The sequence below is a fragment of the Streptomyces sp. ADMS genome, assembly GCF_033441795.1.
Lineage (GTDB): Bacteria > Actinomycetota > Actinomycetes > Streptomycetales > Streptomycetaceae > Streptomyces.
On sequence record NZ_JAVFVX010000082.1, the window covers coordinates 1 to 22,756 of the forward strand.

At 70.1% G+C, this 22,756-nt stretch carries 23 protein-coding genes and 1 pseudogene; 14 read left to right on the top strand and 10 right to left on the bottom strand.

Annotation, left to right across the window (positions count from 1 at the left end; all coding sequences use genetic code 11):
* From RB628_RS28720 to RB628_RS28730, 3 genes are all read left to right on the top strand, one after another.
* A partial coding sequence (locus RB628_RS28720; RefSeq protein ID WP_318323436.1) for a cation-translocating P-type ATPase C-terminal domain-containing protein occupies positions 1-629 on the top strand: 629 nt, incomplete at its 5' end.
* A gap of 64 nt (positions 630-693) precedes the next feature.
* Entirely contained in the window at positions 694-1,974 is a 1,281-nt protein-coding gene (locus RB628_RS28725) for a hemolysin family protein (RefSeq protein WP_318323437.1), read from the top strand.
* Between the two features lie 243 nt (positions 1,975-2,217).
* On the top strand, positions 2,218-2,655 hold the full coding sequence (locus RB628_RS28730) for a universal stress protein (RefSeq protein WP_318323438.1): 438 nt from the start codon (positions 2,218-2,220) through the stop codon (positions 2,653-2,655).
* A 209-nt stretch (positions 2,656-2,864) separates the two neighbouring features.
* Here RB628_RS28730 and RB628_RS28735 read toward each other — a convergent pair whose 3' ends face one another.
* On the bottom strand, positions 2,865-3,203 hold the full coding sequence (locus tag RB628_RS28735; protein WP_318323439.1) for a helix-turn-helix domain-containing protein: 339 nt from the start codon (positions 3,201-3,203) through the stop codon (positions 2,865-2,867).
* A 158-nt stretch (positions 3,204-3,361) separates the two neighbouring features.
* Between RB628_RS28735 and RB628_RS28740 the strand changes: the two genes are divergently transcribed.
* The 5 genes from RB628_RS28740 (at position 3,362) to RB628_RS28760 (ending at position 7,161) form a co-directional block, all read left to right on the top strand.
* A complete protein-coding gene (locus tag RB628_RS28740) occupies positions 3,362-3,982 on the top strand; it encodes a universal stress protein (RefSeq protein ID WP_318323440.1) in 621 nt (206 codons plus the stop codon).
* Between the two features lie 256 nt (positions 3,983-4,238).
* Positions 4,239-5,303, top strand: a complete 1,065-nt coding sequence (locus tag RB628_RS28745; RefSeq protein ID WP_318323441.1) for a TerC family protein — start codon at positions 4,239-4,241, stop codon at positions 5,301-5,303.
* Entirely contained in the window at positions 5,300-5,872 is a 573-nt protein-coding gene (locus RB628_RS28750) for a hypothetical protein (RefSeq protein ID WP_318323442.1), read from the top strand. The genes RB628_RS28745 and RB628_RS28750 overlap by 4 nt, the downstream gene beginning before the upstream one ends.
* Entirely contained in the window at positions 5,872-6,759 is an 888-nt protein-coding gene (locus RB628_RS28755; protein WP_318323443.1) for a universal stress protein, read from the top strand. Before RB628_RS28750 ends, RB628_RS28755 begins: the two co-directional genes overlap by 1 nt.
* A 240-nt stretch (positions 6,760-6,999) precedes the next feature.
* A complete protein-coding gene (locus RB628_RS28760; RefSeq protein ID WP_318323444.1) occupies positions 7,000-7,161 on the top strand; it encodes a hypothetical protein in 162 nt (53 codons plus the stop codon).
* Between the two features lie 61 nt (positions 7,162-7,222).
* Here RB628_RS28760 and RB628_RS28765 read toward each other — a convergent pair whose 3' ends face one another.
* Entirely contained in the window at positions 7,223-7,576 is a 354-nt protein-coding gene (locus RB628_RS28765) for a hypothetical protein (RefSeq protein WP_318323445.1), read from the bottom strand.
* Positions 7,577-9,069: 1,493 nt separating this feature from the next.
* Between RB628_RS28765 and RB628_RS28770 the strand changes: the two genes are divergently transcribed.
* Positions 9,070-9,465: a hypothetical protein gene (locus RB628_RS28770; RefSeq protein WP_318323446.1), complete on the top strand. Its 396-nt coding sequence runs from the start codon at positions 9,070-9,072 to the stop codon at positions 9,463-9,465.
* 70 nt (positions 9,466-9,535) lie between these two features.
* Here the strand turns inward: RB628_RS28770 and RB628_RS28775 are convergent, their stop codons facing one another.
* Positions 9,536-10,474, bottom strand: a complete 939-nt coding sequence (locus RB628_RS28775) for a ribose-phosphate pyrophosphokinase (protein WP_318323447.1) — start codon at positions 10,472-10,474, stop codon at positions 9,536-9,538.
* 735 nt (positions 10,475-11,209) lie between these two features.
* On the opposite strand from RB628_RS28775, the gene RB628_RS28780 reads away from it, so the two are divergent.
* From RB628_RS28780 to RB628_RS28795, 4 genes are all read left to right on the top strand, one after another.
* Complete coding sequence (locus RB628_RS28780) at positions 11,210-11,419, top strand: hypothetical protein (protein WP_318323448.1); 210 nt, start codon at positions 11,210-11,212, stop codon at positions 11,417-11,419.
* Between the two features lie 104 nt (positions 11,420-11,523).
* The gene (locus RB628_RS28785) at positions 11,524-12,408 is read left to right on the top strand and encodes a universal stress protein (protein WP_318323449.1); all 885 of its coding nucleotides are present in this window, start codon (positions 11,524-11,526) and stop codon (positions 12,406-12,408) included.
* A gap of 382 nt (positions 12,409-12,790) precedes the next feature.
* Positions 12,791-13,348: an ATP-binding protein gene (locus RB628_RS28790; RefSeq protein WP_318323450.1), complete on the top strand. Its 558-nt coding sequence runs from the start codon at positions 12,791-12,793 to the stop codon at positions 13,346-13,348.
* A complete protein-coding gene (locus tag RB628_RS28795) occupies positions 13,345-14,691 on the top strand; it encodes a PP2C family protein-serine/threonine phosphatase (RefSeq protein ID WP_412180740.1) in 1,347 nt (448 codons plus the stop codon). The genes RB628_RS28790 and RB628_RS28795 overlap by 4 nt, the downstream gene beginning before the upstream one ends.
* A 498-nt stretch (positions 14,692-15,189) precedes the next feature.
* Here RB628_RS28795 and RB628_RS28800 read toward each other — a convergent pair.
* Positions 15,190-16,522 (bottom strand): annotated as a pseudogene (locus RB628_RS28800) (phosphoribosyltransferase family protein).
* Between RB628_RS28800 and RB628_RS28805 the strand changes: the two are divergent.
* The gene (locus tag RB628_RS28805; RefSeq protein ID WP_318323451.1) at positions 16,512-16,793 is read left to right on the top strand and encodes a hypothetical protein; all 282 of its coding nucleotides are present in this window, start codon (positions 16,512-16,514) and stop codon (positions 16,791-16,793) included. The pseudogene RB628_RS28800 and the gene RB628_RS28805 overlap by 11 nt on opposite strands.
* Before the next feature lie 273 nt (positions 16,794-17,066).
* On the opposite strand, the gene RB628_RS28810 is transcribed toward RB628_RS28805, so the two are convergent.
* The 6 genes from RB628_RS28810 to RB628_RS28835 form a co-directional block, all read right to left on the bottom strand.
* Positions 17,067-17,960 (bottom strand): universal stress protein, encoded by an 894-nt coding sequence (locus RB628_RS28810; RefSeq protein WP_318323452.1) that lies wholly within the window; start codon positions 17,958-17,960, stop codon positions 17,067-17,069.
* Positions 17,961-18,493: 533 nt separating this feature from the next.
* The gene (locus tag RB628_RS28815; RefSeq protein WP_318323453.1) at positions 18,494-19,636 is read right to left on the bottom strand and encodes a site-2 protease family protein; all 1,143 of its coding nucleotides are present in this window, start codon (positions 19,634-19,636) and stop codon (positions 18,494-18,496) included.
* A 400-nt stretch (positions 19,637-20,036) separates the two neighbouring features.
* Positions 20,037-20,921: a universal stress protein gene (locus RB628_RS28820; RefSeq protein WP_318323454.1), complete on the bottom strand. Its 885-nt coding sequence runs from the start codon at positions 20,919-20,921 to the stop codon at positions 20,037-20,039.
* A 65-nt stretch (positions 20,922-20,986) separates the two neighbouring features.
* Entirely contained in the window at positions 20,987-21,580 is a 594-nt protein-coding gene (locus RB628_RS28825) for a hypothetical protein (protein WP_318323455.1), read from the bottom strand.
* A gap of 157 nt (positions 21,581-21,737) precedes the next feature.
* Positions 21,738-22,001 (bottom strand): AAA family ATPase, encoded by a 264-nt coding sequence (locus tag RB628_RS28830; RefSeq protein ID WP_318323456.1) that lies wholly within the window; start codon positions 21,999-22,001, stop codon positions 21,738-21,740.
* A 33-nt stretch (positions 22,002-22,034) separates the two neighbouring features.
* Positions 22,035-22,715: an ATP-dependent metallopeptidase FtsH/Yme1/Tma family protein gene (locus tag RB628_RS28835; RefSeq protein ID WP_318323457.1), complete on the bottom strand. Its 681-nt coding sequence runs from the start codon at positions 22,713-22,715 to the stop codon at positions 22,035-22,037.
* Between the last annotated feature and the right edge of the window lie 41 nt (positions 22,716-22,756).

A 22,756-nucleotide genomic window follows, 5' to 3' on the forward strand; every position in this document is an offset into this window, starting at 1 on the left:
TCCGCTTCCAGCTGTCCACCAACATCGGCGCCATCCTCACCCTGCTCGCCACCGTGCTGGCCGGACTGCCCGCCCCCATGTCCGCGATCCAACTGCTCTGGGTCAACATCATCATGGACGGACCGCCCGCGATGGCCCTGGGCGTCGACCCTCCGCGCGAGAACGTGATGCACCGCCCGCCCCGCCCGCCCGGCGAACGCATCCTGAACGCCCGCCGTCTCACAGCGATCACCCGTACCGGCGCCGTCATGGCCACCGGTACGGTGGCCGTCTTCGCCACCGCCCGGCACCTCACCGACACCACCACCGCCACCACCCTGGCCTTCACCACCTTCGTCCTCTACCAGCTCTTCAACGCCCTCGCCGCGCGCAGCGAGGAAGGACCCGTCCTCGGCCGCCACCAGCTGCACAACCGCACCCTGTGGATCTGCCTCGCCGCCGTCCTCACCCTGCAGGTCGTCGCCGTCCAAGCCCCCTTCGCCCAGGGCGTCTTCGACACCGTCCCTCTCAGCCCCGCCCAATGGGCGATCTGCCTCGCCACCGCCTCCACCGTGCTGCTGACCGAACACGTCTGGCGCATGGGACGGGCACGCATCGGCCGAGCCGCCCGCCGGAGCGGCACGCACTGACCGTCGGCGACACGGGCCTGCCGCCCTCGGGGTGGCGCGCCCGAGCGGGTGGCACGGTGGCGTCATGGAAGGATTCGGGTTCGACCTCGCACTCATCGCCGCACTGATCGTGCTCAACGCGCTCTTCGCCGGCAGCGAGATCGCGCTCATTTCCCTGCGGGAAAGCCAGTTGCGCCGCCTGAGGCGCCGCGGGGGAGCCCGCGCGGCCCGGCTGACGCATCTGACCGAAGACCCCAACCGTTTTCTGGCCACCATCCAGATCGGCATCACCCTGGCCGGATTCCTGGCCTCCGCCACCGCCGCCGTCTCCCTGGCCGAGCCCCTGGTGCCCGCCCTGGGATTCGCCGGACCGGCCGCCGAGCCGCTGGCTATCGCGCTCGTGACCCTGGCGCTCGCCTTCGTCACGCTGGTGGCCGGCGAACTCGCGCCCAAGCGCCTGGCCATGCAGTACGCCCAGCGGTGGGCCCTGCTGGCGGCCACCCCCCTCGACCTCCTCGCCACAGGGGCACGCCCGGCCGTCTGGGCCCTCAGCCAGGCCAGCGACCTGATCGTCCGCCTCCTCGGCGGCAACCCACGCGCACTCCAGCAGCCGCCCAGCCCCGAGGAACTGCGGGACATGGTCATCAGCCACCGCGGCCTGACCACACAGCAGCGGACCATTATCTCCAGCGCCCTGGAGATCCACGAGCGCCCCCTGCGCACCGTTCTCGTTCCACGCCGTGAAGTGTTCACCCTGCCCGATGACATGCCGACCGCCCAGGCCCGCATGGCCCTGGCCCAAGCCGGACACTCCCGCGCCCCCGTCCTACAAGCGGGCCACTTCGACGACGTCGTCGGCGTCATTCACCTGCGCGAGCTGACCACCAGCGACGACACCACCCCCATCAGCGGCCTCGTCCGGCCGGCGCTGTTCCTCTCCGACTTCATGAAGGTCTCCGAAGCCCTGCGGCGCCTGATGACCGCCCACGAGCAGTTCGCCCTCGTCGTCGACGAACACGGTTCCGTCGACGGCATCGTCACCATCGAGGACCTCCTCGAGGAGATCGTCGGCGAAATCTACGACGAGACCGACCACACCGCGGCAACCGACTACGCCCAGCCCGACGGATCCCTGCTCCTGCCCGGCAGCTTCCCCCTCCACGACCTGCCCGACCTCGGAGTCGACCTCGGCGACCTCGCCCACGGCCCGTACACGACCGTCGCCGGCGTCGCCCTGGCCCGGCTCGGACGTCTGCCGCAGCACCCCGGCGACAGCATCCAGCTCGGGGACTGGACCCTGGAGATCACCGGCATCCACCGCCATACAGTCACCGCCGTCCGCCTGAGGATCCGCCGGGGGCAGTAACCCCCGGCCGGACGCACACGTACGTGGCCAGCCGAGGCGACCCGGCATACACGTTCCCGCTTACGCGAAAATTGTTTCGCGTAAATATTGACGCACTTCATGGTGGCAGGGATGCTGGAGGTGCTCCTTTACTTTCTCTTGAAGGTTGCGATGGCCATGAACGCCTCAGCCCTGCATCACCCCCCGACCACAGACGCCGTTCCCGCATCCGGCTGTTCGCGCCCGCGGTATCCCGTGGGTGCGGTGCTAACCGATCGTCTCGACGACGCCCCGGTGGTGGATGCCGCGGTCCGGCTCGCCGCCGCCCGAGGTGCGCCGCTGCTGTTGATCGCGGTACTGCCGCCACTGCCGCCCCGGGCCGCGACGCCCCGTCCGGACAGCGCGGCGACCCGCGCGGTGCTGGGGCGGGCGCTGCCGCGTGTGGCCCGCGCCGGTATCGCCTACCAGCCGGCCGTCTACCATCGTCCGGCCGGACGCGCCGGGCGGCTGGGTGCCGCAAAGGGCCTGCTGGACACAGCAGTCGTCCACGGCTGCTCGCTGCTCGTCATCTCCCTCACGGGACCGGCGGGACTTGATGCCTGCACGGTGATGGAAGCGGCCGCCATCCGCGGCGGCCCGTTCATCCATGCGGCCTCCCCTGTGCCCTGGGCGACCCTGGCCGCGCCCTGCCCCCCGACGTGACCGCACCGCAGGACGGCGCGCCCTGCGACCCGCTCGGCCGGGCCAGTGAGGGGTGAGCCGTCCCTGGGCCGGGTCGCGGAATCGACGCCGGGCGATGCCTCACAGGGAGAGGGCGACCCCGAACCGGGGATGCCGCACGCGGACGCCGGCGCGGGGCCAGAGGAAGGGCGTCGCATCGGGTCCGTGGCGACGGAGCCCGTCCGGCGGCGTTACGGAGCGGCACGCTCGGGATCGGCGGCGGGCGTGTCCTCGCGGTGCAGGAAGGTGGCCAGCAGGTCGCCGACGGGGTGGTCGGCTTCGGCGGGGTGGCGCAGGGCGACGGTGGGGTCGATGGTGTAGTGGTTGCGGCGACCGACGCGGGTGCGGGTGAGATATCCGGCGGCTTCGAGGTCAGCCACGATCAGCTGCACGGCGCGTTCAGTGATGCCGATCAGACTGGCGACGTCACGTCCCCGTGCTTCCGGATCTCGGGCAAGGGCGATCAGGACGCGGGCGTGGTTGGTCAGGAACGTCCACTGGTCATTGCGCGCGGCAGAGGGCTGGCTCATGCCCCTCATCATACGAAGCCGACTTCGCATAACCATCAGCTTTTCGCGAAACTATATTGACGAAAAAGTTTTCGCGTAACTCTTGACGGGAATCAACGCGGCGGGTGACGCTGAACACACCCCCACCTCCTCCTCGACCCCACTGAAAGGGGGTCACGATGTCCCCCCAGACCCTGACCGAGACCCGTACCGCGGACACCGGCACGCCCGTTCTGCCGCTGTCCCTGCCGCACCCGGTCACCGCGCTGGTGACCAACCGGCCCGACGACCTCGCCGTGGTGGACGCCGCGGCCCGCCTGGCCGCCCCCCGCGAGGCGCCGGTGCTGCTGGTCGCCATCCTGCTCGCCCCGCGGCAAGTACCCGACCGGGCGCGCGTGGACGCGCAGGCGGCCCGGGTGTTCCTGGCCCGCGTACTGCCCCGGCTGCGCCGCGCGGGCGTCGGCTACATCCCGGTCGCCCACCCCGTCCCGGCCGACAGCGGCGGGCAACCACGGCTGCGGGCCGCGGGCGGGGTACTGGCCCTGGCCGCACGGCACCACTCCCCGCTCGTCGTCGCCTCCAGCCGGGGACCGGCCGGTCTGGACGCCCATAGCCTGATCGAAGCCTCAAGCCCGCGCGGCGGGCCCTTCGTCTACGCCGTCGCCCCCATCCGCTGGACGGTGCCCGTCGCCGGCGCCGACGTGGGCCCGGCCGACCTCTCGCCCGCCGGGGTGCGCAACGTGTGGAGGCTCGCCCAGCGGCGCCTGCCCGCAGCCGCCCGGCCGGTGAGAGACGCGTGATGGGCGGGCTGACCGCGCTCGCTGGCTGCTGGCACTGGTGGACCTGGCCGTCGGCGGACTGCGCGTCGCGCTCGCGATGTGCCCGCGCCGCCACATGGCCGCCGCCCGCCGGCCCGCGTAACCATAGGAGGTGAGCGCCTGCGTGGAACCGAACCCGCGGCCCGGGCCCGGCTCTCCCTCCGTATCCCGCCAGGGGCCGGCGCCCGCCCCTTTCCCCTTTGCCCCCTCTGTCTCCGTCTGAGGAAGCCGATCAACCATGAATGAGCTGTCGTTCACCGTCCCACTGTGGGTGTGGGCCGCGGTCACCATCGGTATCGGCCTGATGCTCGCTATCGACCTGATCGCCCACCGCGACAACCACGTGATCGGCTTTCGCGAGGCCGCGCTGTGGAGCGCGTTCTGGATCGCCATCGGCCTCGGCTTCGGCCTGATCCTCCTGGCCTGGCAGGGCGGGGAGGTGTCCTCCACCTACTACGCCGGCTACCTGATCGAAAAGGCCCTGTCGATCGACAACGTCTTCGTGTTCGCGCTGGTGTTCTCCTTCTTCGCCGTCCCCGACGCCTACCAGCACAAGGTTCTGTTCTGGGGCGTCCTCGGCGCGCTGGCCGCGCGGCTGGTGTTCATCTTCATCGGCGCCGAACTGCTCCAGGTGTTCTTCTGGACCGCCTACCTGTTCGGCGCGTTCCTGATCTGGACCGGCTGGAAGATGGCCGTCTCCAAGGACGAGGAAGTCCACCCCGACCGCAACCCCGTCGTCCGCCTGGTCAAGAAACTCATCCCCACCGACCCGAAGTTCCACGGCGCCAAGTTCTTCATCCGCGTCGACGGCAAGCGCGTGGCCACCCTGCTGTTCGTGGCCCTGGTCGCCGTCGAGGCCACCGACCTGATCTTCGCCGTCGACTCCGTCGCCGCCATCCTCGCGATCACCACCAACACCTTCCTGGTGTGGACCGCCAACGCCTTCGCCATCCTGGGCCTGCGCAGCCTGTACTTCTGCCTCGCCGGACTCCTGCGCCGCTTCGCCTACCTTCACTACGGCCTCGCGGTCCTCCTCGCCTTCGCCGGCGTCAAACTCATCCTCTCCGAAACCCCCGTCGGCAAGCTCCCCATCCCCCTCACCCTCGGCGTCATCACCCTCACCATCACCGTCTCCATCGCCTGGTCCCTGATCGCCACCCGCAACCAGCCCGCCGAAACCGACGACCAGCAACCGGCCGGGACTGAGGCAGACGGCACCACCGGAGCAGACCAGCCTCCCACCGACCCCACAAGCCACCAGTCCGCTGCCAGCCGCAGCCCGCACGAAAAGGACTCGCCATGACCACGATCCAGGCGCCCCAGCCGGCCGCCCCGTCCCCGGCTCCGCCGGAGGTCCACGTCCACCGCTTCTCCCCGCGTGCCGACGGCAGCGTCCTTGCGCTGTTCACCGGCTCCCGCGCCGACCAGGCGGTGGCCGCCCACGCGGCCGACCTCGCCGCCCGCACCGACCACCCGGTCACGGCCGCCGCCGTCGTCGTCCGCAGCACCGGCTTCAGCATCAACGCCCTGCTGCACCACGCCCGCAGCCGGCGCATCCACGCCGAGACCGACGCCATCCTCGCCCCGGTGCTGCCGGTCATCGCCCGCGCAGGCCCCGCCAGGACCACCACCCTGGTCGCGCCCGCGCACATCAACCCCTACCGGAGCCTGCCCGTCGACCGGGTCGAGCGACTCGCCGAGCGCGCCGGAACCGAGGTGGCCGTCAGTCCGGTCACCCTGACCGGATACACCTCTCCCATCGCACGGCATCTGCGTCCAGCCGCCGCCGGACCACGCCTCACGGCGGACAGAGCAGACCGAAGCAGGCGCGGAGCTCTGCTTGGCGGCTCAGCGGAACAGGGAAGGTCGTGATGGCTGCTCGGGTCGTAGTCGGCATCGACGGCTCGGCGTCGAGTCTGGTCGCAGTCGAGGCGGCGACACGAGAGGCCCGGTGGCGGGACGCGGACCTGCACCTGGTCCACGCGTTCATCTGGCCTGTGATGCATGTACCGCTGGGCCCGTCAGCGCTGGGCCCGCCCGAGGGCGGCCTGCGGAACATGGCCGACCGCCTGGTGGCCGAGGCCGAGGAGCACGCCAGGAAGGTAGCACCCGACGTGAGGGTCACGTCCGCTGTGGTGACTGGGGAACCGCTGACGGTACTCCAAGCCCAGTCACGGACCGCGCAGCTCGTGGTGATCGGGTCGAGGCACATGGGTGGCTTCATCGGCCTGATGGTGGGATCGACAGCGGTACACCTGACCGCTCACGGCCACTGCCCGACCCTGGTGATGCAGGCACCCGGCGACGCCACGGGGCCCATCGTGCTCGGGGTCGACGGATCCCCGGCCGGTGCACGAGCAATCGAGTTCGCCTTCGCCGAAGCGGCGCTGCGCCAAGCCGACGTGCTCGCCCTGCACACCTGGACCCCCTGGAACGCGCAGATGCCTGCACCGATCGACCCAGCCATGCCGTACGCGGGCACGCCAGGCTCGCTGGCCGAACGCGAGGCGTGTCTGCTGTCTGAGGCACTCGCAGGCCATCAGGACAGGTACCCGGGAGTGCATGTCGAACGTCAGGTCGTGCGGCAAGGGACCCGTGAGGCACTGATCGAGGCCAGCCGTACCGCCCAGCTGCTGGTCGTCGGCGCCCGCGGGCGTGGCGGATTCGCCGGCCTGCTGCTGGGATCGGTGAGCCAGGCCATGCTCAACCACGCGCACTGCCCCGTCGCGGTGGTTTCAGGAGCCAGTACAGCCCGGTGAGCGACCACCAGTCCGCACCCGCGGGCCTCCGCAGCTCACCGACCAATCAATCTAGACAATAGCCACGGTTCGGTTGATCCTCGACGCCTTGACCGGCGTCACTCAAGATCAAGTCCTCAGCCAAGGTTGTCCGGTTGTCGAGGCCGGGCACCTGCACGAGGCGGCATCCGCTGTATCTCATACCTCGCCGACTGTGCTCCGGACAGCTGACGCTGCCGATGTGTCCCGCCCGGAGGTGCCGTGAGGCGCGGAGTCGCATTGCACGGCGAGGTGGGCGGCATAACGGTCGAGTCGGCGGCGGAGCTCGAGGCGCCCGGCCTTCTGGTGGGCGGGGGTGAGGAACTGGCCGACCTGGTCGACCAGCAGCTTCCTGTCCCGGCTGGCAAGCGCCGCTGCGGCTAGAAGAGGACAGTTGAGATGCTCGGACTGGGTGACCTCAGCCCATACGGGAATCTTGGCAAGGTTAGGCTGTTGCCGTGCCAGGCGGTCGAGCTTGGGAATACCGTGGCACAGCTCGGGCCAATCGAGTGCCGGCATTCCGCCAGGTGGCCATGGCCCGACGCCGTCGTACGTAGTTCACCCGGTTGGGGTTGCTGTCGAGTTCGGCGGCGATCCGTTCGACGCCGGCTTCTAACTCCTCCCACAGATTGCTGGGCATCGCCCCGCCGAGTACGTCGAGCGTCCTGGCGGCGCTGCCGCGCTGCATGCCCAGTGTCTCGGCGCATTCAGCCCAGGTGCCGCCGGCAGTCATCTCCATCAGCTTCAGGGACGCTGCTCGCCGCAGGTGGCGCACGGTCTTGCTGTTGACCTGCGGCATATGGTCGATGAGGTGCGCGAGATGGTCGTCGAACCAGGCTTGCGGCAGCAGCTGCGGTACCTCCTCGGCGCTGAGCCGCAGTCCCGTGAGGGGATTCGCAGGTGACCGGGTCCACGACTGCTGCCGCCAGCGTGGAAGATTCGACGCCGTCGGACCCGCAGCATCTGGTAGGCCCGCGTCGGGGCTCGCTCATAGGCCGCCTGTACCAGTGGCTGAACGCGTTCTCGTAGCGACGCGGGCTCGCGAGTGCCAAGGAGGGTGTCGGCAGCGAGGAGAAGGGCTCCGCAGGTTGCCGGGTCGGTCAGGGCCGGCCACAGGCCCGGCATGTACTTGCTGGTGGCCACAGGGCTGTCCAGGGTTGCGGTGATCGGTGCGGCGTGGGCGTCGACGAGGGCGGCTGTCGCGCGTGTGGGCGCGAGATCGGCTCCAGCAGGCCAGCTGAGCTTGATCAACTGGCCTGCGAGGATGAGATCGAGGTAGGGATCGCCCGGCTCTCCGGCAGCAGGTCGGGCTGGCTCGGGTGTGAGCCGCCGGTCCAGGCGTTCCTGCAAGGCGATCATGCGGGCTCGCTCCTCCGTGGACAGGTGGCTTCCGCTGGTCTGAGGAACCGTGCTTTAGCCGGGCCCCGAAGGCTTCCCGGTGGGGAACGCGTCGTCCGGCAGAGGCTTTCTCCGAGATCGGGTGCGGCACTGCAGGGGATGGAGGCCGTCGCGCTGTGGTTGCCGGGTCAGGCTTCTGACCCTCTGTCAACACCTTCCGCATCTCGGCGGAAGCTCAGTGGGGCCTGCCCCGGACACCGGGACGGGGCACTCCCGCTCCGCCGTGGCCGCGCAGCCGCTCGCCGTATGGCCGGCGCGAGGAGATCCGGCTGACGGGGCGCTGCTACGCCGGAGGCGGATGTGGCCGGATGTGACGGGTGGAGGAGGTCTTTCTTCAGGATGTCGCGGCCGACGTTGGGTGGCCGCGGCCAGAGGGATCTGCCAAGCGGTGCCGGGCCACCGGAAACGTCGCTCCCATCCCACCCGGCGAATCGAACACCGAACCCCCACACCAGGGACGCGAACCCGCAAGCCCCAAACATCGCGCGAAGTCTGCCTTGCTTGACGGCGGCCAGTAGATAAACGCACTGGCCGTTGACACTTGCTCCTCGCCATCTCACGGCGGAGCCCGCGCATATCGCGGGTACTGACGGGGCCAGATTCCGGCCGCAGGGGAGGAGGACCCTTCGTCGGACTCGTGTGGATCCCGCGACTTCCTGCCAGCCGATGGGACGAGATGCGTCCCCCTGGTGAAGCAGGCGCGGCAGGGCCTGCCCACGTACTCTCGAAAGTGGGCGAGTCGAATTCGGGTGCTGATGGCGGCGCCTGGTGAACCGGTGAGTCCCCCTCCGCTCGATCTCGGTGCCGACGGCATCGGGAAGAGGCAGGGACGCCGACGAGCAGCAGGCTGAGGGAGCATCCCATGCGCGCACACGTCGGAGACTGGATCGTGGCATGACCGGTATCTACGCAGTGATCCGTCCGGACGCATCATTGCAGTTCCGCGACGGCGTCCCGGACCAGATGTGCAAGGACGCCGACCCGCACCACAAAGCCCCGGCCGCCTTCACCATCCAGCGCCCTGCCGGGGGCGGTAACGGCCTACACGGCCACGTCGCCGATACCTCCGCCCTGGACGGCGACGCGTATCCGCCGAACCACGTTGCCAGCCCGCTCGTGGCCGCCCTCGGTGGCCCGGACCAATATATTTTCGGCAACCTGACCATCTGCGGCAGCAGAACCACCCCCGACACCGGAGAAATAACCCTGTGCAGCCTGACAGAGACACAGCAGCGGCTCATCCATGACGTCCACACCACCGTTTCCAAGGAAATTGAAAGCGCCCCATAGATTCGGCTGACGCTGCCACAGGGTCCGACGTACCAGGCCACATGCGATCGAAGGCGTTCCGCTACGTACGTCAGGAGCGCATCAACAGAGCGTCCAGGGGCTCGCTGTTGTGCAGGCGGTCGATGGCGTCGGCGAGCAGCGGGGCCACGGACCGTACCTGGAGCGGCAGTTGCCGCGTCTGCCGTGTGGCGAGCGTGTCGGTGACGATAACGCGGCGCAGCGGGAGCTGTGCGAGCCGGTCCCGGGCGTCTCCCGCCAGGAGGCCGTGAGTCGCGGCCACGGTGATGTCCGGAGCGGTCCCGCAGGAGAGCAGGACGCGCACCGCCGCTTCCACCGTTGCGCCCGTACTGATCATGTCGTCCACGATGACCGCGGGCCGGCCTGCGACATCACCGACCAGTTCCTCGGCCTGCACACGCGTGCCCGACTCGCGAGTCTTGCGTACCACAGCCACAGGGCGCCGCAGCAGTCCGGCGTAGTGCTCGGCCAGCTTGACCGCACCAAGGTCGGGTGACACCACCACAGCCGTACCGGGTGTCTCCTCGCCAAGCGCGGCAGCGATGGTCGGCACCGCTGTCAGCATCTCCACCGGCATGCCGCACATCGCCTCCAGCGCGGCGGTGTGCGGGTCCACGACGACCAACCGGTCCGCACCCGCAGCCTCAAGTGCCTCGGCCACGACCCGGGCGCCCACCGGCTGGCCCACCCGTACGCGGCGGTCCTGCCGGGCGTAGCCGAAGTACGGGACAACGGCGGTGAGCCTGTGCGCACCACCCCGGCGACAGGCATCCAGCAACAGGAGCAACTCGATCAGGTGCTCGTTCACCGCAGGCCCCGTGGGCTGAACGACATACACGTCCTCGCCCTGCACATGGCCGACAACGGGCCGCAGTTCACCATCCGGGAACCGCTCCAGCTCGCAGGCCACCGGCGCAGTGTCCAACGCCGCTGCGACAGCGTCGGCAAGCGCTCGATGAGCCGTACCCGCCACAACACCCGCGCTCATCATTTCCTCCCAGCCTCGCCAAAGCCCGCCAGGACCTTGAGCATCGCAGGCCACCTGCTGCACTCCCCGGGCTTTCGGCTCGTCCTGCTCCGTCCTCCAAGATCTCTCGCCCCGGCCACACACCGCGGTCGCGTCGCGTTCTCCGACACCGGCGCTCGGGGTTCGTGAACCGGCAGTAGGGCATCCGAGGGCATGGCGCCTTGAGCACCGCTGCGGAATGGAAGGCTCCGCTGATCGATGCCCCGGCCCACCATCACGTCACTGCAGAGGAAGAGGGGGACCAGGTCCGCACGCATGATCCCAGGCTAAGCGGTCAGGGCCTCGTCGTCCTCCCGGTCACGCCGCCAGGAGAGGCCCAGCGATACGCTCCCAAGCCCCTGTTCTGCGGGCACCGGTCGACCGTTGTTTACTGGCTATGAGCGGTGGCCAGCAGGGCCCACGCTGCCGGGACCGACCCGAGCGGTGGTGGTTGCCCTTCGATTGGTGGATACCTGTACCAGGTGCAGTTCAACGGTGCGCTGCGACCGCTGTGCCCATGGGCCGAGGAATTTCGGCAAGCCGCAGCGTGAGGGCGGCCTGTCCACCCACGGCATCCTTGCAGCATGGCTGGCTGGCCGGGCTGCACGGGACCGAGGAATGGCGACCGGACCTCCTTGATCCCTCCGACAGTGGCGCATCCGGCCGCGAGCGAGTGCCCGTAACGGCCGACCCAATGACCGCCCCGCGAGGAGGTCCGACATGCCGCAGAACCATCCCGAAGAAATCAATGCCACGCTCGATCCGGAAGCCCGATTGGGCCAGTTGGAAGCGCAGGTTGCGACCCTGGCCGAGGCCGTCCGGGTACTTGCCCGTGGTCTGGAGAACATCCCGTCGAAGGACGTTCCGCCCGAGGAAGCTGCACGCGGTGCACGACTCGCCCACGAACTCCTGCTCTCCCAGGGCCTGTAGACGCACCGTAACGCCGGAGAAGACGGTGTCGGCCGCGGTGGCCGGCACCGGCACCGGCCTGCGCCTGGGACGTTTCGGCCGAAGATACCCACTGGGAGTCGGCGATGACGCATGCACCAGAACGTAAACCGATCGTGGCCGGTATCGACCCCGATCCCGGAAAGCGCATGGCGCTCGCCTGGGCCGCCGACGAAGCGGACCGACGCCGCCTGCCGCTGCTGTTGGTCCTCGCGCAGAACGTACCGACCTCCGGGTACCGGCCGATGGGCGGGCGGCCGTCCTGGGAGGAGTGGAACCAGGCGCTGCATGCGACGGGAGATCGCGTGCTGAAGGAGGCTGTCGCCTACGTCGAGTCCCGGCATCCACGGGTGCGGGTGTCCGGGCTGCTGGCCGAGGGGCATCCGGCGTGGGTGCTGCGTGAGCAGGCGCAGCACGCCACGGAGGTCGTACTTGGTTCCTGGCACCTGAGTGCGCTCCAGGAGCTGTTCACCTCGGCCGCCGTCGCCCTGCCGCTCATCGCCCACGCGCCCTGTCCCGTGGTGGTCGTACCCGAGTCGGAGCACATCACCCAGCAGCCGCCGTATTTCGTGGTCGGGGTCGACGGCAGCCCTCAGTCCGCCGCCGCCGTGGACTTCGCCTTCGAGGAAGCCGCCCTGCGTGGCGCGGTCCTGCGGGCCCTGTACGTGTGGCACCCTCCGCTGCTCGGCGTCCTGGACGAGGACGCGGCCGTCCAGGAGTGCCGTCGGCTGCTGTCGGAGACGGTGGCCGGACGTACCGCCGCCCATCCGGAGGTGGAACTGCACCACGAGGTCGTACAGGGCCACCCTGTACAGGTCCTGGCCAAGGCGTCCGAACACGCCCTCGGTCTGGTCGTGGGCACACGTGGGCACGGCGGCTTCACCGGCATGCTGCTGGGCTCCGTCAGCCAGGGCGTACTGCACCACGCCCGCTGCCCGGTCATCACCGTCCCGCACGCGTCCAACCAGTAGCCCGCAGTTCACCGGAAGGAGACTCCTCACGCCGGAACGCGAAACGGCAGCCATGTCCCGGCGCGGGTGCGCCGGAGGCCGCGGGATGCCGACCAGTCGGCGCGTGGTGCGGGCGTTGCCCGGGGCGAACTGGAGGCGCGCGGCACGCTGTGCTGCCGGCGTGCGGTGAGTTCGTACCGGACGTCTCCCCTGCCCGCTGGGGTGTTTCTGACGGGTTGAACCGCGGCGGTGAGGTCGGGAGCCACTGCTCCGGCAACAAGAACGGGATCCACCTGGCTTCGTTCGGATACGGCGTGCCGCTTTCGAAGCAATGGGCGAGTTGGACTGTTTGACCGTGTCACGCTGTGCTCTTGTTTGATCACGGTCGTGTCAGGAGGTCAAGGTGTACCGCCCACGTGAATGGCTGTACGAGCGGATTCTTCGTGGCTGCCGCGCGGACCTCACGGTCTCGGCGCGGGCGTTGGCCCCGCGCGAGGGCCGCCCGCTGGAGCTGATCGAGGACTCCGGTACGGGCAAGTCTCGTCTGCTGATCGGGGCGGGCACTGCCATCGCTGAAGCGGGGCGGTCCGTCCGATGTACGACAACGTCTGCCCTGGTCAACGAGCTCGCCGAGGCAGACGCGGCCAAGCGATTGAGCTCCGTCACCACCCGCTGCAGCAAGGTCGACCTGTTGGGCCTGGGCGAGTTCGGGTACCTGACCTGGACGAGAAGGGCGCCAAACTACCGTTCCAGATCTTCACTGAGCGCCAGGAACGCAAGGCCACCGGCGGTGGCCTCCAACACCCCGTTCAGCGAGGGGGACAAGACCTTCACCGACCTGAAGTTCTGCGCGGCGACCGTCGACCGGCTCGCCTGCATAGGCACGCTAATCCAGACCGGAACCGACGCCCACCGGCTTAAGGCCACCGAAACCGAACACCACACCACCAGGCGGCCATGATGCCAAGGAACAGCGAAGAGCCCCAGCAGCCGCCTGCCATGGAGCCGCGGCTGCGTCTGGGTGCCGAGCTGGAGCGGATCGCCGAGCAGCTCAGGTCACTGGCCCGGGCCCAGGACGAGTTGCACGATCTGTACGAGGCCGTCCTGAGCCGGGACGTCGAGCTGCCCGTCGTGCTGAGTTTGATCGTATCCACCGCTATGGACCTGGTCGGTGCCCGCTACGGCGCACTGGGCGTGCTCGACGAGAACGGCGACAACCTCGCGCTGTTCGTCCCCAAGGGCCTGTCTGAGCAGGAGAAGGCCGACTTGGCCGACGTGGACCTTCCCCGCGGGCGCGGCCTGCTCGGGCACCTGATCACCTATCCCCACCCGCTGCGCGTCGATGACATCCCTGCCCACCCGGACTCTGCCGGTTTCCCGCCAGGCCACCCACCCCTGCGCACCCTGCTGGGAGCACCGATCAACATCCGCGGGAAGATCTACGGAGACCTGTATGTCTCCGAGCGGCTCGACGGCCGACCCTTCGACCCCCACGACGAAGCCTTGATCGTCGCGCTGGCCGGTGCCGCGGGCCTGGCCATCGACGACGCCCGCCTGTACGAGCAGACCAGCCTCGACGCCGAGCGGTTCCAGCGCCTCCTGCTACCGCGGCTCCCCGAGCACCTGGAGCCATTCGACGCTGCCGCCGCTTACGTCCCCGCCACGACCCCTGGCCACGTCGGCGGAGACTGGTACGACGCACTGCTGGTCCCCGACCAAGCCTGCGCCGCGGTCATCGGCGACGTCGTCGGACACGATCTCCAGGCCGCCGCCGCCATGAGCCAGGCCCGTAACATGCTGCGCGGACTCCTCTACGACCGGCACACCGCGCCCAGCGCCGTCCTCACCCAGCTCGACCGCGCCCTCCACGCCATTACCGACAATCCCGTCACCACCGCATGTCTCGCACGCATCGAACCCGGACAACCGGACGGTTGGATGCTGCGCTGGAGCACCGCAGGCCACCCCCCACCTCTGCTGGTCACCCCCGACCGCCGGGCCCGCTACCTCTACGCCGACCCTGATCTGCCCCTCGGCGTCGACACCGCCCGCCCACGCCACGACCACACCCACCCCCTGCCTGCCGGAGCCACGCTGATCTTCTTCACCGACGGGCTTGTCGAACACCGCGAGCACTCGATCGAAGAGGGCCTGGAACGCCTCTCCGCCATCGCTGCCACCCACGCCGCCCTGCCCCTGCACGACTTCGTGCAAGCACTGGCCGACCAACACCCCAGCGACGGCCACGACGACATGGCCATCCTCGCGCTGAGCATCCCGTACGTCTGCCCCCCAGGCCCCTAGGCACACAAGAGGACCGGGCCCACCGAACCACGCCTGGCAAGGAAGGAAGCGGCCCGAGGGACTCGTAACCGCCGATCCAACGAGCAGCCACCTCTCGTCCCGGCCGGCACTAACGGCGTCTTCGCTGCAAGAACGTGGTGGTCATGGATCGGATCCACGGCCTGCCGCACCAGGCATGCGGTTCCTGCGGCGATGGTGGGCCGAGGGCTCGGAGTACGGCCGTCACGGGGCGTCGTCATGCTCTCGCGCCACGGTACTGGGAGAGCCGGCTCCCGGTGGTCTTTCGAACGCACCGGGAGGGTCGGTGGCCCCGGTGCTCGCCCATGTCATCAACCGCTTGTACAACAGCAGCGAGCAAGTCCTCGTGTTCACGGTTCGCGCGGGGGTGCGCACCGGGGCCGGCATACGGGTCTTGGCACCGGGCACCCAAGGCGCTCCGTGGCCAGGCAGAGGGATCGTGCCGCTGCGCCTGAGCGCCGACCGTGGCCGAGCACGGGTTCAGCTTCGGGCCGCACGCGGAATCGGGGCCATGTGGTCGGTGAACCAGTCACGGGCCAGATCGGTGACCTTCTCCAGGGCACCGGGTTCCTCGAAGAGGTGGGTGGCGCCGGGGACGACCGCGAGCCGGTTCTCGCAACGCAACCGAGCCTGTGCATCGCGATTGAGGTCGAGCACCAACTCGTCATGGCCCCCGACGATCAACAGCGTCGGCGCCGTCACCGCCGGCAGCCGTGGCCCCGCCAGGTCGGGCCTGCCGCCCCTCGAGACGACCGCGGCGATCCGCGCCCCCGGCTCGGCGGCCGCCCACAACGCGGCGGCCGCGCCGGTGCTCGCACCGAAGTACCCGACAGCGAGCCCCTGGGTCTCGGGCTGACCACGCAACCAACCGGTGGCGTCCGCCAGACGTCCGGCCAACAGCCCGGTGTCGAACACGTTGGCCCTGTCGTTCTCTTCCTCTTCGGTGAGCAGGTCGAACAGGAGAGTGCCGAGCCCGGCCCGGTTCAGCCCGGCCGCGACGAACCGGTTGCGCGGGCTGTGCCGACTGCTGCCGCTGCCGTGCGCGAACAGCACCACCCCGGCCGCGCCCTCGGGCACCGTCAACTGCCCGCGCAGCACCGTCGCACCGGCCTGTAGGTCCACCTCACCGGTCCTCGGGCACGGCATGGTGCCACTCAGTCCGACGGGTGCTCACCGGGCGGGCTACGGCCTCTTCCAAGCAGGCGACGACCTCATCGTCATCGGTCTGGGAGAAGTCGACGTAGAACTGCCCGATCGCGTAGAAGTCCCACGGGGTGTGCAGGCACACCAGTTCGTCGGCGTCCTTGCCCAGTCGCTCGGTCCAGTCCCGCGGCGCCACAGGCACCGCCAGCACGATCCGTGCCGCCCCCCGGGCACGGGCGATCCGGCAGGCCGCGCGCGCCGTCGACCCGGTGGCCACCCCGTCGTCGACCACCAGAGCCGTGCGGTCCTCGAGGCGGGCCGGTCCCCGCCCGCCTCGGTAGCGCCGGGCACGGGCCTCCAGCACTTCCCGCTCACGGGCCTCGACCTGGGCCAGCTCAGCCGGGGTGATACGCGCGGTGCGCACCACATCATCGTTGATCACGCGTACGCCGCCCTCGCCGATCGCTCCCATCCCCAGCTCGGGCTGGAACGGCACGCCCAGCTTCCTCACCAGGCAGACATCCAGCGGCGCGCCCAGCGCCACGGCGACCTCCGCGGCGACCGGAACCCCGCCGCGGGGCAGGCCCAGCACCACCACCTCAGCCCCCTTGAGGTGCTCCAGCCGGGCGGCCAACTGCCGGCCGGCATCACGGCGATCCATGAAGAACACGATCCGACCTCCTCGTCCAGGAGGAACACGGCGGACGACGCGTGCGCCCCGTATCTCCATCCTCGCCCACGCGCAGGGCATCAGCAGGCGACGACCATGCCGGGCTGCCTGGCCTGCCTCCGCAGACCGGTCCAGGCCGACCAACGATCCAAGCCGAGCCAACGAGGACACGCGACTGCTCGGCATGATCAGCGAAGCCGACCTGGCCCGCAACCTCCCCGACAAGGAGGTCAGCCGATTCGTCGAGGCCGAGGTGTCACGCAGCGTCTGACCAGCCACTGCCGGAGAACAGCCTGATGCAGGACAGGCGGTCCGCGGCGCGTGAATCGATGGTGCGGACGGCCGTACGCGCCGCGGAACGGGATGGGCATGCCCCGGAACAGTAATCACGGGGTTGCCGCGTGACCATGCGGTCGACGGCACCTGGCCACACGGCTCCCGCCGGCGACGCCCCTGTTGGCGCCTACCAGTCTCCTCGGGTGGGCGACCTGTCCGGCCAGGCTGACGTGCGCGCCGCACCGACAGATCCCTCCGTCGCGGGGTGTCAGACGGCCCCGTCCCCGGCAGGGTGCGGCACGATGACGACCGGGCAGGGTGCATGGTGCATGAGGCCCTGACCGACCGAGCCGAGCAGCAGTCCGGAGAATCCGCCCAGCCCGCGGCTGCCCGCCACCAGCACCACCGCCCACTGGGCCGCGTCGCTGAGCACCCGAACCGGGTGGCCGCGGACCACCGAGTGCCGGAGGTCGACCTGGGGGTACTTCTCCCGCCAACCCGCCGTGGACTCCACCAGCACCCGACGCACTTCGTCCTCCACCTCCTCCGAAGAGACATCGCGGAGATGGGGCGGCTGCCAGGCCGAGACCGCGACCAGACGGGCCTCGCGGAAGGCAGCCTCCTCGAAGGCGAACCGCACCGCCTCCGCCGACACAGCCGAACCATCCACACCAACCACGACATGGGGCGGAGCGTGCGTCACCAGCTCCGGCGCCCGGACTACGACGACCGGGCACGGTGCGTGCGTGACCAGCGGCTCCCCCACCGACTCGCGGCTCAGCAGATCCCGCACGATGCCGCGGTGCCGCGAGCCGATCACCACCATGGCGCTGCCCGGTGCCCGGGCCCGCAAGACGTCCACCGGAGAGCCGTCGGCCAGCTCGGCGACCACGGTGAGCTCCGGATGCCGTCCAACGGCAAAGTCCCGCGCCTCCTCCAGTACCGTCGCGTAGACGGTATGAATCGCCGGGCCCCACGACGTCCACAAGGACGTCAGCTCGGCAGAACCGCCCTCCAGCCCAGGCGCGTCAACGGCGAGCACCACATGCAGCGGCAGACGCCGAAGCGCCGCCTCGTCCGCCGCCCAGGCCAGGGCCAGCCCGGCGGCAGAAGTGGCATCCACCCCGACGACAACCGCCCCCCGCACATGCGACGTGCTCATGATCCCGTTCCTCCTCAGTTCGATGCGCCGCCGTTCGGGCGTCGGTCTACGTGTCATCCCGAAGTTGCAACGGACGCAGCGGAGTGCGCTCGTCCTCGACGGCCCCCAGCGGAAGTGCCGGAGCGGTTTCGATTCGGGTTGGGCGGGGTCGTCGGATCGGGGACGACGGTCGCCGTTGACGAGCAGCAGTCGCCGGCCCTCGCACTTTGCGCCGCGATGACGACCGCGGCGAGGTCACCGCTGTGAGCCTCTGCCCTCATCGGTGGGTCGGGAAGCTCGTCGCCCTGGCCGGCCGCAGCCACGATGCCCAGACGCTGCGCGAACGCGGCCTCGCTGCGCGCCAGTGCATGACGCAGCCCGTCCCGTAGGTCCGCGTAGCCCGCGGACGCAGTTGTCGTGTCGGCCTCGTTCAGGACTGGCTGCTTCCGAATTGCCACGCCCGGATCAACGACCAGTTGCGAATCGTCGCAGTGCGCCACATGAGCGATACCGCGCCTCTGCGACGCGGCCCGCCCGATGATGCCGGGCCAGGTTCACAGACCATCGCGTCGCCCGGGAGCGGTGTTCATCAGCCACGCCAGCGTCCGGCTGACGTCCGACAACGAGACGATTCCGACGAGCCTGCCGTGATCCACGACCAGGGCCCGGTGCTCGGCGCCCGGCTCCATGCGCGGCAGCAGATCCGCCAGCGGGCTGTCCGGCTCCACCACGGTGGTCTGCGACAGCGGCACCATCACCTCCCTCACCGTCACGGCATGGGCCTCGGCCTGCGGCACCTTTCTGGCGCTGTCGAGGGTCACCAGCCCGACCGGGGCCCCGTCGTCGGTCACCGGGAACGCCGAATGCCGGTAGCGGTAGCGCGCATCGGTGATGAAGCCCGCGACCGTGGTGTCCGCGGGAACCGTGAGAGGTTCGGGCGTCATGGCGTCGCGCACCGGGACACCGGCGAGCACACCGCGCAGCTGGGCCTGCCGTCCCTCGGCGGTGGCCGCCGCGATGAGGAACCAGCCGATCAGCGCCAGCCACAGACCGCCGAACGCGCCGGTCCTCATGAACGCGATCAGCCCGAGCACCACGAGCAGCCACCCGAAGACCCGCCCCGCCGCGGTCGCGCCGGCTGTCGCCCGCAGCCGGTCTCCCGTGCGCCACCACAGGAACGCGCGCAGCAGCCTGCCGCCGTCGAGCGGGGCGGCGGGAACGGCGTTGAAGATCGCGAGCAGGACGTTGATGCCTGCCAGCCACGCCACCATCTCCACCACGATCCCGGACGCGGACACCAGCTCGAGCAGCCAGGCGCAGAGTGTGAACAGCCCACCCAGGAGGAGGCTGACGAGAGGGCCGACGCCGGCGATCCTCAGCTCCGCGCCGGGGCTGGACGCCTCGGACTTGAGCCGGGCCGCTCCGCCCAACAGCCACAGGACGATGTCGTCCACCTCGACCCCGTTGCGCCGGGCCACCACGGCGTGCGCCAGCTCATGTGCGAGGAGGGAGGCGAAGAAGACCACGGCGGTGCAAAGGCCGGCCGCCCAGTACACCGCCCAGGCACGCCCTGGATACGTCTCCGGAAGGCGGCCCTGTGACAGGCCGAGCGCGATGATGCCGAAGATGAACAGGACGCTCCAGTGCACCCCGACCCGGACCCCGGCGATCCGTCCCAGAACGAACGTCGCCCGCACAGCTCTCTCCCCTTGCTCGAACCGTCACCTGGCAGACAGCCGTCCCGCTGCGACACCGCCCGCCTCGTGCCGTCGGACGACGGGACGGCCCCAGGGTCACGGGGCCTCGACCCGGCTGGCGCACAGGGAGTGGTACGCGGTGGGCGCACCACGTCGTCGTTGATCACGCGCTCGCCTCGGACCTCTCGCTGCGGATCCTCCTGGCTTCCAGTACACCCTCGGGCCCACGGCTTCGCGCGCTGGAGGAGCCTGGACGGCACCGGGATGCGACCGCGTCCGTCAGGTCGCACCGGTTCGTCGACGCCGTGGCTCGCAAGTTCGGCCCCCAGCGGAAGCTGACGACTTCCTGATCCGGCCGTTTGGGACGACACCAGCCGGGCATTTCCCGGCGAGCGGCCGATCAGCCGCGGGGGACTACGGCCACCGGGCACTGCGCGTGCTGCAGCACGGCGTGCGCGACCCGGCCGAGCGCACGACCGACGTGATGCGCGGGCTTGCGCGCGCCCACCACGACGAGGTCCGCGCGCAGGGACGCCGCGACCAGTTCGCCTGCCGGAGAGGGAACCCTCACCACCTCTTCGGTCACCTTCAGGTCCGGGAACTCCTCCCGGACGGAGCCGAGCATGCGAGTACTCGCCGCTGCCTCCGCCTCCACGGCCACCCGCACCACGTCGGCCATGGGCGCCATGCTCCCGACGTACTGGAGGTAGGTCCACGTACTCAGCAGACGCAGCGATGCCTTGCGCCGCCTGGCGGTCTCCCCGGCGAAGCGGACCGCCTCGAGGTCCCCCTCATCCCGCACGCCCACCACGACCACCCCGCTTGGCGGCCGCTCCGTACCACGCACGACGACCACAGGGCACTTCGCCTGTCCAGCCACTGCCAGCCCGACCGAGCCCAGCAGCAGCGTGGAGAAACCACCCAGCCCCCGCGAACCCACGACGATCGTCACCGCGGGAGCCGTGACACCCTCGGCTTGCGGAGCCCTCGACGCGGCCGCCCGCAGCAGGCTGTCGGCCGCGGGCTCCCGGCCGACCTCCGTGGAGACCGCCAGGCCGGGCGCCCGGCCGGATGCCACGGCAGCTGCCTCGCCCAGAACGGACCGGGCCGCCTCGCGGACCCGCCGGGCGGTGTCGGCCGACAGGCGTTCCGCCAGGTCGAGATCGACGGCGCACACGATGTGCAGAGGCTGGTGCCGAACGGCGGCCTCCTGCGCCGCCCACAGCACCGCGCGTGCCGCTCCGGCCGAGCCGTCCGTCCCCACCACCACCGGCCCCTCAGACATACCTCACCAGCTCCTCCCGGCACCGAACGGAACCCGCCATCGCAACTCCGGCCGACCGACGAGGGTCACCGGAGCACCCCTGGCCACGATCGCCTCGGCACCGCAGCGGCGGACCAACTCGGCCAGCTCACCGGCGATCTCTGTGGCGCCATGCGGCCACTCCGCCGCAGGACCGCTCCAGCGGTGACACCCTTCAGGGGCGACCGCGCTGCTCGGCCACCTCCCCGCCTGGAGGTCCACCTCCAGTCCTCCGGCTCGCCGACCTCCCGGTGCGCGACGCGGTGCACGGTGGCGGCCGCGTACGGGATGTCCGGCGCGTGCTGGACCGCGAGCGGCATCACGTCAGGCAACGCGCTGAACCGGGCCGCGTCGTGTGCCGGCGGGTCGGGCACCTCCTCCACCAGAGCCAGATGGCCCTGGCTCGCGAAGATGGCCTGCCCGTGCCGACCGGCGATCTCCCGGTCCGAGCCCGCCACATCGGCGACAGCAGCCACGGTGGCGTCATCGGCTCCCTGCCCGGCCAGGTCCTCACGCAGATGCCGACGCCGCAGACTGATCGCCGCCTCCGGGTCAGGGATGTCACGGGAGGTGTCCAGGTAGGCGCAGGCATACGGGCCCGGTCGTGCGTACACAGGGTCGAGAAAGGTCAGCTCCACCATCGCTCCTCATCACGGTGGCCCGTTCACACCATCCAGAACCGCTCCTCCTCCGCCTCCACCGGCCACCGCTTGCGGGTGGCACACCCCCAACCAGCCTCCGCCCTTCCAGTAGACCTCCCGGCCACCAACTCTGCGCGCTGCACGGTGCACCGCCACCTCACAACAAGACGCAGGGCATGCGGATCGCATACGCGGGGGAAAATCTGCGGCCTGCGCCGACGGCATGATGCGGCAACCGTCGAGTGCGCCGCGCGCGTCGCGGCGTCCGGCATTGGACGCTCGTCGATGAAGATGATCGAGGGGCCCGTTTGCGCGCCTCGGCGAACAGATCACGTACCCGTGAGGCGCCCACCCCGACGAACATCTCCACGAAGGCCGAGCCGGTCACCGACAGGAACGGGACCTCTGCCTCGCCGGCCACCGCACGGGCGGGTCTTGCCGGTACCCGGCGGCCCTACATGATCACGCCACGTGGCCCTTTGGCTCCCACGACCGCATAGCGCTCGGGGTGGCGGAGGAAGTCGACGATCTCGCTGATCTCCTGCTTGACCCCCTCGTAGCCGGCGACGTCCTCGAAGCTGGTGGTCGGCCGCTCGGTCTCGATGATCTTGGCTCGGGCACGCCCGATGGCGCTGAGCCCTCCGCCCAGTGTCCGGGCCGCCCGGCGGCCGCTCCACAGGATCAAGGCGACGATGAACAGCAGCGGCAGGAACAGCACCAGCAGCGTCCCCCAGGGGCTGCCGCTGCGGCTCTGGGACGCGGTGATCTCCACGTTCTTGGACTGCAGCTGCTGTTCGAGGCGGCTGTTGTCCAGGGCGGTGGGGATCCGCGTGGTGAACTTCGTACCGTCCTTGAGGGTTCCCTTGATGGCGCCCTTGTCGTTGATGACGACCGTCTTGACCTGACCGCCGCCCACTTTGCCGAGGAAGTCGCTGTACGAGAACGACTCCCCCTCCTGGGGTGAGGGGACTCGCATCAGCACCACGAGCAGCAATGCCAACATGGCGACGGGCAGCAGCCAGCGTGTCCAGGAAGGCCCCGGCGAAGGCGCCGACGGCTTGGGCGGCTCACGGGGAGGCCCCGGCTTGGCCGAACGTGACAGATGCGGGCCTGACAGACGGACTGGTGTGATCACGGACGACTCCCTTGACGGAAGGACAGCCCTCGGGCGAGGCC

Coding starts and splice junctions, on each gene's coding strand:
- RB628_RS28725 (WP_318323437.1), top strand. CDS start 694: ATGGAAGGATTCGGGTTCGACCTCGCACTCATCGCCGCACTGATCGTG.
- RB628_RS28735 (WP_318323439.1), bottom strand. CDS start 3,203: ATGAGCCAGCCCTCTGCCGCGCGCAATGACCAGTGGACGTTCCTGACC.
- RB628_RS28740 (WP_318323440.1), top strand. CDS start 3,362: ATGTCCCCCCAGACCCTGACCGAGACCCGTACCGCGGACACCGGCACG.
- RB628_RS28745 (WP_318323441.1), top strand. CDS start 4,239: ATGAATGAGCTGTCGTTCACCGTCCCACTGTGGGTGTGGGCCGCGGTC.
- RB628_RS28750 (WP_318323442.1), top strand. CDS start 5,300: ATGACCACGATCCAGGCGCCCCAGCCGGCCGCCCCGTCCCCGGCTCCG.
- RB628_RS28755 (WP_318323443.1), top strand. CDS start 5,872: ATGGCTGCTCGGGTCGTAGTCGGCATCGACGGCTCGGCGTCGAGTCTG.
- RB628_RS28765 (WP_318323445.1), bottom strand. CDS start 7,576: ATGCCGCAGGTCAACAGCAAGACCGTGCGCCACCTGCGGCGAGCAGCG.
- RB628_RS28770 (WP_318323446.1), top strand. CDS start 9,070: ATGACCGGTATCTACGCAGTGATCCGTCCGGACGCATCATTGCAGTTC.
- RB628_RS28775 (WP_318323447.1), bottom strand. CDS start 10,474: ATGATGAGCGCGGGTGTTGTGGCGGGTACGGCTCATCGAGCGCTTGCC.
- RB628_RS28780 (WP_318323448.1), top strand. CDS start 11,210: ATGCCGCAGAACCATCCCGAAGAAATCAATGCCACGCTCGATCCGGAA.
- RB628_RS28785 (WP_318323449.1), top strand. CDS start 11,524: ATGACGCATGCACCAGAACGTAAACCGATCGTGGCCGGTATCGACCCC.
- RB628_RS28795 (WP_412180740.1), top strand. CDS start 13,345: ATGATGCCAAGGAACAGCGAAGAGCCCCAGCAGCCGCCTGCCATGGAG.
- RB628_RS28805 (WP_318323451.1), top strand. CDS start 16,512: ATGAAGAACACGATCCGACCTCCTCGTCCAGGAGGAACACGGCGGACG.
- RB628_RS28810 (WP_318323452.1), bottom strand. CDS start 17,960: ATGAGCACGTCGCATGTGCGGGGGGCGGTTGTCGTCGGGGTGGATGCC.
- RB628_RS28820 (WP_318323454.1), bottom strand. CDS start 20,921: ATGTCTGAGGGGCCGGTGGTGGTGGGGACGGACGGCTCGGCCGGAGCG.
- RB628_RS28825 (WP_318323455.1), bottom strand. CDS start 21,580: ATGGTGGAGCTGACCTTTCTCGACCCTGTGTACGCACGACCGGGCCCG.